14 protein-coding genes are annotated in these 13,737 nt (G+C 68.1%); 7 read left to right on the top strand and 7 right to left on the bottom strand.

All coding sequences use genetic code 11. The features are described from left to right. Position 1: 1 nt before the first annotated feature. Positions 2-1,279, bottom strand: coding sequence for an NRAMP family divalent metal transporter (locus tag ASC55_RS13225; protein WP_055869339.1), 1,278 nt, complete (start codon positions 1,277-1,279; stop codon positions 2-4). Positions 1,280-1,452: 173 nt separating this feature from the next. Here ASC55_RS13225 and ASC55_RS13220 point away from each other — a divergent pair, with 173 nt between their 5' ends. Further along, positions 1,453-2,091 (top strand): GntR family transcriptional regulator, encoded by a 639-nt coding sequence (locus ASC55_RS13220; RefSeq protein WP_017831303.1) that lies wholly within the window; start codon positions 1,453-1,455, stop codon positions 2,089-2,091. A 236-nt stretch (positions 2,092-2,327) separates the two neighbouring features. Beyond that, complete coding sequence (locus tag ASC55_RS13215; protein ID WP_055869336.1) at positions 2,328-3,146, top strand: matrixin family metalloprotease; 819 nt, start codon at positions 2,328-2,330, stop codon at positions 3,144-3,146. Between the two features lie 75 nt (positions 3,147-3,221). Here the strand turns inward: ASC55_RS13215 and ASC55_RS13210 are convergent, their stop codons facing one another. Further along, on the bottom strand, positions 3,222-3,908 hold the full coding sequence (locus ASC55_RS13210; RefSeq protein WP_235563379.1) for a TetR/AcrR family transcriptional regulator: 687 nt from the start codon (positions 3,906-3,908) through the stop codon (positions 3,222-3,224). A 128-nt stretch (positions 3,909-4,036) separates the two neighbouring features. On the opposite strand from ASC55_RS13210, the gene ASC55_RS13205 reads away from it, so the two are divergent. After that, positions 4,037-4,909 (top strand): DUF1266 domain-containing protein, encoded by an 873-nt coding sequence (locus ASC55_RS13205; RefSeq protein WP_055876496.1) that lies wholly within the window; start codon positions 4,037-4,039, stop codon positions 4,907-4,909. Further along, the gene (locus ASC55_RS13200) at positions 4,882-5,943 is read left to right on the top strand and encodes a hypothetical protein (RefSeq protein ID WP_055876493.1); all 1,062 of its coding nucleotides are present in this window, start codon (positions 4,882-4,884) and stop codon (positions 5,941-5,943) included. The genes ASC55_RS13205 and ASC55_RS13200 overlap by 28 nt, the downstream gene beginning before the upstream one ends. A 110-nt stretch (positions 5,944-6,053) precedes the next feature. Here ASC55_RS13200 and ASC55_RS13195 read toward each other — a convergent pair whose 3' ends face one another. The 5 genes from ASC55_RS13195 to ASC55_RS13175 all read right to left on the bottom strand — a co-directional run bounded on the left by ASC55_RS13195 (position 6,054) and on the right by ASC55_RS13175 (position 12,011). Beyond that, complete coding sequence (locus ASC55_RS13195) at positions 6,054-7,049, bottom strand: LacI family DNA-binding transcriptional regulator (protein WP_055876490.1); 996 nt, start codon at positions 7,047-7,049, stop codon at positions 6,054-6,056. Positions 7,050-7,191: 142 nt separating this feature from the next. Then, the gene (locus ASC55_RS13190) at positions 7,192-8,622 is read right to left on the bottom strand and encodes a GH1 family beta-glucosidase (RefSeq protein WP_157559466.1); all 1,431 of its coding nucleotides are present in this window, start codon (positions 8,620-8,622) and stop codon (positions 7,192-7,194) included. 5 nt (positions 8,623-8,627) lie between these two features. Further along, a complete protein-coding gene (locus ASC55_RS13185; protein ID WP_055869331.1) occupies positions 8,628-9,518 on the bottom strand; it encodes a carbohydrate ABC transporter permease in 891 nt (296 codons plus the stop codon). Next, the gene (locus tag ASC55_RS13180; protein WP_055869330.1) at positions 9,515-10,603 is read right to left on the bottom strand and encodes a carbohydrate ABC transporter permease; all 1,089 of its coding nucleotides are present in this window, start codon (positions 10,601-10,603) and stop codon (positions 9,515-9,517) included. The genes ASC55_RS13185 and ASC55_RS13180 overlap by 4 nt, the downstream gene beginning before the upstream one ends. A 97-nt stretch (positions 10,604-10,700) precedes the next feature. Continuing rightward, entirely contained in the window at positions 10,701-12,011 is a 1,311-nt protein-coding gene (locus ASC55_RS13175; protein WP_055869329.1) for an ABC transporter substrate-binding protein, read from the bottom strand. Between the two features lie 135 nt (positions 12,012-12,146). On the opposite strand from ASC55_RS13175, the gene ASC55_RS13170 reads away from it, so the two are divergent. The 3 genes from ASC55_RS13170 (at position 12,147) to purQ (ending at position 13,737) form a co-directional block, all read left to right on the top strand. Next, positions 12,147-12,680, top strand: coding sequence for an adenine phosphoribosyltransferase (locus tag ASC55_RS13170; RefSeq protein WP_017831296.1), 534 nt, complete (start codon positions 12,147-12,149; stop codon positions 12,678-12,680). A gap of 104 nt (positions 12,681-12,784) precedes the next feature. After that, positions 12,785-13,033: a phosphoribosylformylglycinamidine synthase subunit PurS gene (gene purS, locus ASC55_RS13165; RefSeq protein ID WP_017831295.1), complete on the top strand. Its 249-nt coding sequence runs from the start codon at positions 12,785-12,787 to the stop codon at positions 13,031-13,033. Further along, positions 13,030-13,737, top strand: coding sequence for a phosphoribosylformylglycinamidine synthase subunit PurQ (gene purQ, locus ASC55_RS13160; RefSeq protein WP_055869328.1), 708 nt, complete (start codon positions 13,030-13,032; stop codon positions 13,735-13,737). Before purS ends, purQ begins: the two co-directional genes overlap by 4 nt.

The following is a 13,737-nucleotide window of genomic DNA, read 5'->3' as shown; positions in this document are numbered from 1 at the left end:
ATCACGCTCCGATTCCGAGGAAGGCGAAGATGGGGCCGACCGAGACGATGCCCATGTACCAGGTGAGCAGCGTCACGAGCGTACCGGCGACGAGCAGCCACATCGGGTACTTCTTCGAGCCGAGCAGGTCCCGGCGGAACCAGCCGATGTACATGAACACCGTGAGTCCGATCGGCAGGATCAGGCCGTTGAAACCGCCGACGAAGACGAGGATCGCCGCGGGTGCCGTGCCGATCGACAGATACACCGCCAGCGACACCACGATGAAGGCGACGGTCGCCAGCTGCAGGGGCCAGCCGCCCTTGAGCTTCTTGGTGAAGGTGGAGAGGAAGGTGGCGGAGGTGTACGCCGCCCCGATGACCGAGCTGATCGCGGCGGCCCAGAAGATCGCGCCGAAGATGCGGAGTCCGGCATCGCCGAGCACCGCGCCGAACGCCTGACCGGCGGGGTTCGCGCCCTGACCGGAGAGGTCGAGCGTGACACCGGAGGCCACGACCCCGAGGATCGCGAGGAACAGCACGTAACGCATGACACCCGTGACGAGGATGCCGTTGGTCGCCGCACGCATCACGGAGCGGGCGTGCTCCGGTCCGGTGTGGCCGGAGTCGAGGTAGCGGTGGGCGCCGGAGTAGGTGATATACCCGCCGACGGTTCCGCCGACGATGGTCGTGATGGTGGCGAAGTTCAGTTCATCCGGCGCGAAGGTCTGGCGCAGGGCCTCGCCGATCGGCGGCTGGGCGATGACGGCCACGACCACGGTCATGACGATCATGCCGATGCCGAGCACGACCAGCACGACGTCCATCACCGGCCCCGCCTTCTTCACGAGGAAGATGATGATCGCGAGGGCCGCGGTGACGATGCCGCCGAGCTTGGTGTCGATTCCGAGCAGAGCGTTCAGTCCGAGCCCACCACCGGCGATGTTGCCGATGTTGAACGCCAGCCCGCCGATCACGACGAGCACGGCGATCAGGTGCCCCGAGAAGGGGATGGCGCTGTTGGCGAGTTCGCCGGCGCGCTTGCCCGAGGAGGTGATCATGCGCCAGACGTTCAGCTGCACCGCGATGTCGACGAGGATCGAGATGAGGATCGCGAACGCGAAGGCCGCCCCCATCGTCGCCGTGAACGTGGCGGTCTGCGTGATGAAGCCGGGGCCGATGGCGCTGGTGGCCATGAGGAAGATCGCGCCGATGACGGCACTGCGGCCCGCGCGCTTCTTGACGGACGAGAGGCGGGCCTCGTCCTCCGGGGAGAGGGAGGCGGTGGTCTGCTCAGACATGCGGGGGGATTCCCATCGTCGTTGGTGGGTGTCGGGTGACCCCCAGTGTAGAACGGATAGAACCCGATTGTTCAACAATCATGTTACGGCCGTGCTACAGAGCGGTTGCTTTCGTATGATCCCTCACTGCCACCCGCAGACGATCCGACCACGGCGCCACCTACGATGAAGGCATGAACCAGCAGGGCGTGCTCGCCGACGTGCTCCGACAGCGCATCATCGACGGCGACTTCGCGCCGGGGTCGCGACTGTCGGAGTCCGCCCTCGCCGAGCAGTTCGACGTCTCGCGCAACACCCTCCGTGAAGCGTTCCGTGTACTCGCCGAGCAGGGGCTCGTCGAACACATCCCGCATCGCGGCGTCTCGGTGGCATCCCCCACCATCGCCGACGTGATCGACATCTACCGCGCCCGCCGTGTGATCGAGTGCACGGCGCTGCGCCAGTCCGAGCCGGAGCACCCCGCCGTACAGCTCATGCGCGATGCCCTGGCCGAGGCCGAGGAGCAGCTGCCGCACGAGGACTGGCGGCGCATCGGCAGCGCCAACATGGCCTTCCACGACGCGATCGTCGCCCTCGCCGACAGCGCACGCCTCTCCCGCACCTACCGAGACGTCGCCGCCGAGCTGCGCCTCGTCTTCCTCGAGATCGACGAGCCGCGATCACTGCATGAGCCGTTCGTCCGGCGCAACCGCGCGGTGCTCACCGCGCTGCTGGAGCGCGGACCCGAGGCGGCCACCGAAGAGCTCGAGCGCTACCTCACGGCATCCGAGCGCAGCGTGTTGGGGGCCTTCGCCCGCATGGGTCACCCCTGACCCCCGACGTCTCGCGACGTCGGGCAGCACGTTCGACCAGAACAGCATTCGGTATTTCTGACCTGAGTGCATAAATCTGTGAACGTGCCGGGAGATGCCTTGCGATCCCGTGAAAGGCATGGTTACCGTGAGCGGACTTCGGGGCGAACGACGACGCAGAGTTGCCCGCCTTTCTCCCCGGGGGCCGCGCACCGAGGGGGCGCGCGGAATCGTTCAGATCGAAAAGGACCAGTACTTTGCGACTCACGAGAAAACTGGCGTTCGCCGCTACCGCGGCTGCTGCGCTCTGCCTCGGCACGGTCATCCCCGCTGCCGCGAATTCCGCACCCGACGCCGACGACATCCCCACCTTCCAGGAGTTCGAGGCGTCGACCTACCGAGACATCGACGGAGCCTACGTCGTCAACGGGGACGAGGTGATCTCCAACCAGGGCGAACTGCGGTCGTTCTACGAACAGCTCCTCGGCGCCGATCCCGTGACCAACGGCCTCATCGTCAACACGGTCAACAGCATCGACGACAAGTGGTCCGACGCGCAGGCGAGCGCCCTCACCTACTGCGTCAGCACGGCATTCGGTGCACGTCATGCCGACGTCGTGAGCGCCATGGAAAGCGGCGCCGCACTCTGGGAGGCCGCGTCATCGAAGATCGACTTCATCTACGACAGCAGCGCCGATGCCAACTGCACGACGCGCAACAACGCCGTCCTCTTCTCCGTGGAGCCCGTGCAGACGACGCAGTACATCGCCCGGGCCTTCTTCCCGAGCACGGCGCCGCGCCTGCAGAACGTCCTCATCGACGACTCGATCTGGACCCCGGGCTCGTCCTGGACCCCGACGAATGTGCTGGGTCATGAGCTCGGTCACGTGCTCGGCTTCCGCCACGAGCACACCCGCCCCGAGGCCGGCACCTGCTTCGAGGACAACAACTGGCGTCCGCTGACGCCGTATGACTCGTCGTCGATCATGCACTACCCGCAGTGCAACGGATCGTCCGCCGATCTGTCGATGACGAGCGTCGACACCGACGGAGTCGTCGCACTCTACGGAAACTGACACCGTTCACTCGAACGCTGTCGGAATCAGCGGGGCCCGGTCGTTCACGACCGGGCCCCGCGTCCGTACTGTTCGTCACGCGGATGCGTCCGCGCGCTCCTCGTCCGAGCGCAGCGCCGCTGTCGCCCGAGGCCGCGGTTCACCGTCGCGGAGGGGGACCGGCGGCGCGATGGGCGTCGTCGGCTCCGGCAGACCGTAGCGCCGGAACATCCAGCGTCGCGCCTCCTCGAGCGGGTAGGTGTCGCCGAAGACGGCGGACTTCACGAAGACACCCTCGATCGTGCTGCGCAGCATGACCTCCTCGAGAGCCGGATCCTCCGCCCCCCGCGCGCGGAACAGGTCGCGAACCGCGTCCTCCGCGGCGGTCGCCGCCGCTTCGTGCCGCGCCTCCGACACCGCGAACAGCCGGTGCGTCGAGGGCTGCTGCTGCATCGCCAGCACGGCCCGCTGCAACGGAATCGCGTAGGCGGTCGCCGTGAGAGCGGCGTCGATCACCGCCGCGAGCATCTCGTCGGGCGTCCCCTCCACTCGGGCGAAGCCGAGCACCGTCTCGAACCAGCGATCGATCACGGCGATGACGAGCTGCTCCTTGCCACCGAAGTGGTAGTTCACGAGCCCCTGCGCGACACCCGCGCGCTGGGTGATCTCCGCGATGCTCGCACCCGCGACGCCGCGTTCGCTGAAGGTCTCGATCGCCGCCTGCAGGATGTTCTCCCTGGCGCGCTCGCGGGCCAGCCGGTTCTGCTCGTCGGAGCGCGCCATGTGGCATCCACCTCCCGAGTCCTGCCGGCTTGTCTTTTCCGAATCGCCCCCTGCCGTATAGATTACTCACTGAATACGCGTTCAATCTATGAACCGACACGGACTTCCCCCCCTGCCCAGGAGCATCAATGCACTCTCTCGCGAGCGTCGACTTCAACAGCGTCACCTCGATCTTCGAATGGCTCATCAGCCAGTGGTGGGCCTGGGCGATCGTCGGCGTCGTCGCGCTGTTCTTCCTCGTGAGCTGGATCCTCCCCGCGGCCAAGGTCAAGGCTTCGCCGGACTACTCGACCAGCGACGCCGAGGCGAACGAGCTCGCGCTCGGCTTCCTGCAGATCGTGAACCTGCCCTCCGGATACTGGAACGATCCGACCGCCTCGCTCCTCGGCGACAGCGAGAAGAAGGTCCTGGTCGACCAATGGGGTGTGCACACACGTGACGACTGGCTCGCCAGCATCGAGCGCCTCAGCACCGTCCGTCGTCGTCGCGAGGTGTGGATGCTCTACCTCGCCGTCCGCGTCGAGCTCGCCCAGCGCCTCGGACGCACCCCGAAGGCGAAGGAGTGGCTTGCCGCGATCGTGCAGGAAGGCGGGGACAAGCGCGATGCGCGCACCTTCGTCACCTCGATCGAATACGCCGAGTCCGAGGTGCGCAAGCGCGTGGGCAAGGACATCGTGACCCCCGGTCTCTTCGTGAAGACCCTCGACGGTTACGGGATCGGTCAGGCCGTGGCGATGACCACCTGGGGCGTCGCGCTCGGACACGGCGACGTCGCCGAAGCACGCGCGATCATCCACCGCATCAACATCGAGGCACGCCCGGCCTTCGAGTCGTGGGCAGACTTCGGCCTGAGCTACATCGTGGGCCGCGTGATGCACTGGTCGGACGGCAGTGTCGACGAGAAGTCGTTCGAGAAGTTCGGAGACGGCTGGTCCGACTTCCAGGCCGCGGCGACCGAGAAGCGCAACGGTCCGTGGGCGTCGCTGTCGTGGAGCCTGTAGCCGTCGATCTGGAACCGCTGCGAAGAAGCGCGGGCCTCCGCGACATCCTCACCTACGAACGCCTCTGCGGGATCCCGCCGCATCGCCGGTTCCTGGTGGTCCTGGTCGCCGTCCTGCTGTTCGCCGCCGCGATGCTGACGGGTCTGTGGTTCCTCGGGCGCGGCGACATCCTCACGGTCGCACCCATCCTCGGGGTGTTCGTGATCGGGTACACGGTGCTCGCCGCCGTCGGCTTCGTCTGGTGGGCTGTGGGTCTGAGCCGCCGGGTGAAGGTCGCAGCCTTCGCCTGGCAGAACGGCTGGGCCTACGCCGACGCACTCGAGCGAACCCGCCGCCCCGGCACCGCGTTCACGCGGGTCGTGCACGGGCGTGAACGTGCGGTGATCGCCTGCGATGACGAGCGAATGCCGTTCGAGATGGGCATGCACCACTCGGTCTCGCACGGCCAGGAGCGCGCGACGATCCAGCGCCCGTTCGCGTTCATCGAGCTACCGCTGCCGGCACCCGTTCCGCACATCGTGCTCGCGAACCGGAAGCGCAGCATCATCCCCACGCTGGGTCTAGGGCGCGGGGCTGCGCGCCTGGATCTGGAAGGCGAGTTCGCGAAGACGTTCCGCCTTCTGGTGCCGAAGGGCTACCAGCAGGACGCGCTCTACATCTTCACACCCGACCTGATGGCCCGCGTGCTCGACCTCGGCTCTGGTGCCGAGATCGAACTCGTATCCGACCGGCTCTACGTCTACCTGCCTTCCGGCACGCGGTTCGACCGCGCCGAGACCATGGCGGCGGCGATCACCCTCGCCGAGGAGTTCCATCGCCGATTCGCGGCGCGCACCGAGCTGTATCGCGACGATGACGCCGGAGACATCGCCGCCAGAGCGGGCGTGTCCGTCGGCCTGCGTGGCCAACGGCTGGGCGGCCGCGGGATCTCCGTCTTCGCGCTCGCCGGCACAGCCGCGGTGCTGCTGCTGTCCGCAGGCATCACCGCGTTCTCCTTGTTCGGCGGTGATCTGCTGACGTCGATCTTCGGCTGACCTGCTCAGCCGACACCGACCCACGGCTGTGGGCCTGGCCCGGAGGGGGCGCCAGGGCCACAGCCGTGTTCATCCCCCTCGCCGCAGGGCGCGCCCACCGGCGCGACCGCTCAGGCGGAGGCGCGGATCACCAGCTCGGTCGGCAGGATCGTCGTGGTCGGCGGCTCTTCGCCTGCCAGTCGCGACAGCAGGACCCGGGCCATCGCCTCACCCTGCGCGTACATCGGCTGGCGCATCGTGGTCAGCTGCGGATCGGTGGTGATGGCGACCGAGGAGTCGTCGAAACCGACCAGGGCGATGTCCTCCGGCACACGCACACCCGCTGAGCGCAGTGCCGTCAGTGCGCCACGGGCCATCAGGTCGCTCGCGACGAAGATCGCATCCGGCCGTCCGCCGTCGAGCAGCCGCCTGGCGGCTTCCGCTCCGCTCGACTCGGTGTAGTCGCCTTCCTCCTCCGCATACGGAGTGAGGCCGGCGTCCGCGAGCGCCGCGCGGAACCCCTGCACACGATCTTCCGAGGCGACCATCGTGAGCGGACCCGAGATCGTGGCGATGCGCGTGCGCCCGATGTCGATCAGGCGGCGGGTGGCGTTCTTCGCTCCGGCCACGTTGTCGACATCGACGACGTAGTCGCCGTCGCGCCGACGCACGGGGCGTCCACCGAAGACGACCGGAACGGCATCCGCGATCCGATCGACGAACGCGTCGCTCGTGTGATGCGACACGATCAACGCGCCGTCGACGCCGCCGTTGCGCACGAAGCTGGTCATCTTGTCGCCGGGGTCATCGCTCGCGATGAGCAGGTTGAGCAGGTAGTCCGAGCCGCCGAGTGCACCCGTGATCCCGGCGACGATGGCCGCAAAGAACGGGTCGCCGAAGAAGCGGGTGGTGTCCTCCGGCACGATCAGGGCGATCGCGTGCGTCTGCCGTGAGGCGAGGGAGCGTGCCGCGCGGTTGGGCACGTAGTTCAGCTCATCGATCGCGGCGCGCACGGCGGCGAGGGCCTCCGGGCTCACGGCGGTCGACCCGTTCACGACGCGCGACACCGTCGATCGGGAGACACCGGCGGCGGATGCCACCTCTTCGATGGTCGCTCGGGGCGACATCAACGTACGCACTCTTCCATCGCCCTATTCTCACCGGTCGGCGCGGGCTGCGACGACACTCCCCCTCCGCGTCGCGCAAACTGCCGCCTCTCGACCCCGGACGGGACCGCTCCGACGATTCGAATCGGGAGCGACGCGCTGATCAGAGCGCGCGGTCGCCGATGATGCGCGCGTACTCCCGCCCCGAGTCCTTGAGGGTGCGCTCCTGGGTGTCGTAGTCGACGCGGACGATGCCGAAGCGCTTGTCGTAGCCCCACGCCCACTCGAAGTTGTCGAACAACGACCAGTAGAAGTAGCCGCGCACGTCCACGCCCGCCTCCGCGGCGTCGAGCACCGCACCGAGGTGCAGTCGCAGGAACTCGGTGCGGCCGGCATCGTGCACGCGCGTCTCGCCGTCTTCGACCACCACGACGTCGTCGTAGGCCGCGCCGTTCTCGGTCATGTAGAGCACGGTGCCCGCGGGCTCGGCGTACTCGGTCCAGACGCGCTGCAGCACCCGGGTGAGGCCCTCGGGCTGCACCTCCCAGTTCTGCGCCGTGCGCGGCAGGCCCCGCTCGACCGCGTGGATGTCGTCGCTCGACGGATAGGGGCTGCGCCGCACTCGCTCGGTCTCGGGCTCCGCGGAGACGGGGCCTTCGACCGGCGCCGTGCCCGAGACGAGGTCGCCGTGGTAATAGTTCACCCCTTGCGTGTCGATGTGCTGCGAGATCGTCTCGAGGTCGCCGTCATGGACCGCCGCCTCGAACCGTGCGACAGCCTCGGCGTCGACCGCCCGGATGTCGTCGACGATGTCGGCCGGGTAGCTGCCGCGGTAGATCGGGTCGAGGAACCAGCGGTTGAACTGTCCGTCCACGCGCCGGGCCGCGTCGACATCGGCCGGGTTCTGCGGATCGGCGGGGTCGGCGACCGTGTGGTTCAGGGTGATGCCGAGGTTGAGCGAGGCATCACGGCGACGGAGCTCCTGCACCGTCCTGCCGTGCGCGAGCAGCAGGTGGTGCGAGGCGAGCAGACCTTCCGCGATGCTGGTGTGCCCCGGTGCGTGCTCGCCGGCGGTGTAGGAGAGGAACGATGAGCACCACGGCTCGTTCAGCGTGGTCCACACGTTCACGCGATCGCCGAGCGCATCGTGCATGGTGCCCGCGTACTCGAGGAAGCGATCGACCGTGTCACGGTTCGTCCAGCCGCCCGCCTCCTGCAGCGCCTGCGGCATGTCCCAGTGGTACAGCGTCAGCCAGGGCAGGATGTCGGCGCTGAGCAGTTCGTCGACCAGGCGCTCGTAGAAGTCGACACCGGCCGCGTTCACCGCTCCGCCGTCGGGGCGCACCCGCGACCACGACGTCGAGAAACGATACGTCTGCAGGCCGAGCTGCTTCATGAGCGCCACGTCCTGCGGGTAGCGGTGATAGTGATCGCAGGCCACATCGCCGTTTTCCGCACCGATCACGGCACCCGGCTCACGCGAGAAGGCATCCCAGATGGATGCGGTGCGCCCGTCCTCGAACGCCGCCCCTTCGATCTGGTACGCGGCGGTGGCGGCGCCGAACAGGAAGTTCTCGGGGAAGGAGCGGGTCATACGGGTCATCCTTTCACCGCGCCCGCCATGATGCCACTGACCAGCTGGCGTCCGGCGACCACGAAGAGCACGAGCAGCGGGAGGGTCGCGAGCACCGCGCCGGCGAGCACGATCGAGTAGTCGATGTAGTACCCGGACTGCAGCTGGCTGAGCGCCGTCTGCAGGGTCGGGTTCTGCGGGGAGAGCACGATGAGCGGCCACAGGTAGTCGGTCCACGCGGTCATGAACGTGAAGAGTCCGAGGATCGCCATGGCCGGCCGGGCGGCGGGGAGCCCGACGGTCAGGAAGGTGCGGAACTGGTTCGCCCCGTCCATCCTCGCGGCCTCGATCAGCTCGTCCGGGATGACGTCGACCAGATACTGCCGCATGAAGAACACGCCGAACGCGGTGACCAGCGTCGGAACGATGACCGCACCGATCGATCCGGTCCAGCCGAGCTCGCGCATCAGCATGAACAACGGGATGATGCCCAGCTGCGTCGGGATCGCCATGGTCGCGATCACGAAGATCATCAGTCCGTCGCGGCCCTTGAAGCGCAGCTTCGCGAAGGCGTAGCCCGCGAGCGTCGAGAACGTCACGACCGAGAGCGTGATGATGCCCGAGATGAGGAACGAGTTGCCGAGGGCGAGCCAGAACGGGATCGCGTCGAACACCCGAGCCGCATTGGCGAGGAAGTTCCCGCCGGGGATCAGCGGGAGCGTCTCACCTCGCGTCGCGTTCGTGCCGCTGGCGACCACGACCGACCACCACAGCGGGTAGACGCTGCCGATGATGAACGCGGCCAGGAGGCCGTAGGTGAGGAAGCCGGGGCGGCTGCCGATGCCGGCGGTACCGCCGGCGACGGCTCGGCGCCGGCGGATCTTCTCGGGGACGCTCAGCGCCTGGGTGGCGGTCATCGCGCGTTCTCCTCGGTCGTGGTGGCGATCGTCGATCCGGCGGCGGCCCTGCTCGCCGCCGATCCGGCGGTGCGCGCGCGGCGACGGGCCGCACGGCTCTTAGGGGCGTCTCCGGTGGAGATCCGCCGGGAGATGAGGAAGTTGATCACACCGATCCCGACGATCAGCAGGAACAGCAGGATCGCGACGGCGGACGCCTCTCCGAGGTTTCGTCGGAAGAACGCCAGCTCCCACAGGAACAGCACCGTCGTCTGGAACTGGCGGTCACTGCCGCCGATGCCGCCCGCGGTCGACACGTCGAACAGACGCGGCTCGGCGAAGATCTGCAGCCCGCCGATCGTCGCGGTGATGATGACGAAGATCAGGGTCGGACGGATCGTGGGGATCGTGATGGAGAAGAAGCGTCTCGCCGCTCCCGCCCCGTCGAGCGCCGCGGACTCGTACAGGTCGCGCGGCACGGCCTGCATCGCGGCCAGCAGGATCAGGGCGTTGTAGCCCGTCCAGCGGAAGTTCACCATGACAGCGATCGCGATGTGCGACAGCGCGGTGTTGTGCTTCCACTCCTGGTCGGCGATGCCGATGAGGTTGAGGAGGTTGTTGGCCAGGCCGTCGGCCTCGTTGAAGATGCTCGAGAAGATGATGGCGACGGCGACCGGGGTCACGACGAACGGGATCAGCACGCTCATCCGCCAGAAGGTCGGCGCCCGCAGGCCGCGGTCGAGCAGGTAGGCGATCACGAGGGCCACGGCCAGCTGCGGGATCGCGGAGAGCAGGAAGATGCTCAGGGTGTTGCCGATCGAGTTCCAGAACATCCCGTCGCCGAGGATCTCGACGAAGTTGCCGACACCGACGAACTCCCCCTCGCCCTTCAGCAGATCCCACTCGTGCACGGCGACCCAGACCGTGTAGAGCAGGGGGAACAGCCCCACCAGCCCGAACAACAGGAAGAACGGCGAGATGTAGAAGTACGGTGAGGCGTTCTGGTCGAACCGTGAGACGCGGTGGCGCCAGGAGGGCTTCGACGGCGCATCCTTCGCCGGGGATGCCTTCTCGCGGTTTTCCGCGGGCGGGGCGGTGAGAGTCATGGGGTGTCCTTGTCCCGGAGTTCCGAGGAGTCCCGGTCGCAGTTCCTGTCGCCGACCGTGGGACGAGGCGACAGGAACTGCGACCGGAAGGGGGATGTCAGCCGACGAGGTCGTTCAGCAGACCGACGGCCTGATCCCAGGCGCCCTGGGTGTCGGTCTCGCGGCGATCGAGGCTGCTGAGCGCCGGGCCGAAGACGTTCTCCTGGATGACCGAGTCATCGGCACCCTTGAACTGGGCCACGACGCCCTTGGCGCGCTCGGCGAGGATCGCACCGGTCGGGGCGTCGTTGAAGAAGGCGTTCGGCGTCGCGTCGGCCGCGAGCGTCTCCTGCGCCTTGATCGTCGAGGGGAAGTTGCCGGCAGCAGCGGACTGCTTCACCTGCTGCTCGGGCTGCGTCAGCCAGTCGGCGAGTTCGGCGGCCGCCTTCTTGTGCTGCGACGACTCCGGGACCGACAGGAACGCACCGCCCCAGTTGGCTGCGCCTCCCGGGAACACGTCGGCGAAGTCCCATCCGGTCGACGCGTCACCGCCGCCGGCTTCGACCTGCCCCTGCACGACGCCGAGCATCCAGCCCGGGCACACGAACGTCGCGAAGGTGCCGTCGACGAACGACTTGCCGCCGTTCCAGTCCCACGCCGTCTGCGCGGCGGACTGCCCGCCCTCGGTCGCGGCGCCCAGGAGCTCGAAGCGCTCCTTGAGCTCGGCGTTGTCCTCGACGTTCAACGTGCCGTCGGCGGCGTAGTACCCCTCGTCCAGCTGGTTGACCATGGCGTTCCAGACGAAGCCGGAGTGGTCGTACCAGGCCTTGCCGGTCTTCGCGGTGTAGTCGGCGCCGACCGCGAAGTAGTTCTCCCAGTCGCCGTTCAGCAGCTCGGCCACCGACTCGCGGTCGCTCGGGAGACCCGCCGCCTCGAAAGCAGCGCCGTTGTAGCAGATGCCGCTCGGGCCGATGTCGGTGCCGTATCCGATGACGCGACCCTCGGCGTCGGTCGCCTGACCGTACTTCCAGTCGACCCAGTCGTCCTTGCGGTCTTCGATGCCGTAGTCGCGCAGATCGACGAAGGTGTCAGAGACGTCCATGATGGCGCCGAGCCAGCCCTCCTCGATCGCGACCACGTCGCTGAGGCCGGAACCGGCGGCGATCTTGGTGAACGCATCGGTGCGGGCGTTGCCGCCGGTGTCGATGTTGGTCGCCTCGATCTTGACGTTCGGGTGCGCCTTCTCGTACTCCTTGTAGAGGTCTTCGTAGCCGAAGGTGCCGAACGTGGTGACGGTCAGTGTGACCTGTTCGTCGGCGCTTCCTTCCCCGGAATCTCCCGGGTTTCCGGAGCAGCCGGCGAGGGCGAGGGCGGAGACGGATGCCACGGCGGCAGTCACGAGGATCCGGTGGCGGGCACGTGTGTTCACAGTTCACTCCTTTGTGGTGGTCGTGCGGTGTGTGGTGCTTCGGGGTGCCGTGGGAGCGCTCCCACGAACTGACCAGTCACTCTATGGGAGCGCTCCCACGGTGTCAACCCGACCGACGCGGGGTACCCTTGGGCAGTGCCCGAAGCCACCCTGTCCCCCGCCCTCGTCCGCGCCGAAGCCCTGATCCGCAATGTGCCGGACTACCCGCAGCCGGGCATCATCTTCCGCGACATCACGCCGCTCCTCGCCGACGCCGAGGCCCTCCGCGTGACGACCGAGGCGATCATCGAGCCCTTCGCCGGGCAGTTCGACGTGATCGCGGGCATCGAGGCGCGAGGGTTCATCCTCGCCAGCGCCGCCGCCATCGCCGCAGGCGTCGGACTCATCCCGATCCGCAAGGCCGGCAAGCTCCCCCGGCCCGCGGCATCCGTCGACTACGCCCTCGAATACGGCACCGCCACGATCGAGATGCACGACGATCTGCCGGCCGGATCCCGCGTGCTGCTCATCGACGACGTGCTCGCCACCGGAGGAACCCTCGCCGCGGGGCGCGAGCTCGTCGAGCGCCTCGGAAGCCACGTCGTCGGCATCTCGGTGCTCTTCGAGATCGACGGTCTCGGCGGCCGCGAGGCAGTCGGCGACCTGCACACCGTCTTCCACTCCGCGTAGTCGGTCTTCCGCTCCGCGCGGTCGCGCACACGCGCCGGGAAAGAGCGCGGGCCCGGGGCAGTAGACTGGGTGCGCCCGTCCGCCCGCGACTCCCGGAGCCGTTCATGCCCACCATCGTCGTCGACGTCATGCCCAAGCCCGAACTGCTCGACCCGCAGGGGAAGGCCGTCTCCGGCGCCTTCGCCCGCCTCGGCGTCGAGGGCTTCACCGACGTGCGCATCGGCAAGCGCTTCGAGCTCACCGTCGAGGGCGAGGTCACCGACGAGGTTCTCGCCGAGGCCAAGCGCATCGCCGACGAGGTGCTCTCCAACTCCGTGATCGAGGATGTCGTCGGCATCGAGGTCGCCGAGTGACCGTCCGCATCGGCGTCATCACCTTCCCCGGCTCGCTCGACGACCGCGACGCGCAGCGCGCCGTGCGCATCGCCGGTGCCGAGCCCGTCGCGCTGTGGCACGGCTCGCATGACCTCGAGGGCGTCGACGCCCTCGTCCTCCCCGGCGGCTTCAGCTACGGCGACTACCTGCGCGCCGGTGCGATCGCCGCACTCTCGCCGATCATGAGCGAGGTCAAGGACGCCGCGGCGAAGGGCATGCCCGTGCTCGGCATCTGCAACGGCTTCCAGATGCTCGTCGAGGCGCATCTGCTCCCCGGCGGCCTGATCCGCAACAACCACCAGCACTTCGTGCGCCGCGACCAGCGGCTCACGGTGGAGAACTCCGACACCGCCTGGACCAATGCGTTCCGCAACGGCCAGGAGATCGTGATCCCCCTCAAGAACGCCGACGGCGGCTACATCGCCGACGAGCAGACGCTCGACCGTATCGAGGGCGAGGGGCTCGTGGCCTTCCGCTACGCCGGAGTCAACCCGAACGGGTCGCTGCGCGACATCGCCGGCCTCACCAACGAAGCCGGAAACGTGGTCGGCCTGATGCCGCACCCCGAGCACGCCACCGAGGCAGGATTCGGCCCCGACACCTCCGTCGCCATGCGCAGCGGTGTCGACGGACTCGACTTCTTCACCAGCGCCATCGCCGCGGTCGCCCGCGTCGCCGCGTAG

The organism is Microbacterium sp. Root322, assembly GCF_001425645.1.
GTDB lineage: Bacteria > Actinomycetota > Actinomycetes > Actinomycetales > Microbacteriaceae > Microbacterium > Microbacterium maritypicum.
Note: the sequence above shows the minus strand (reverse complement) of the source record. Positions and strands in the feature narration are given on the sequence as shown.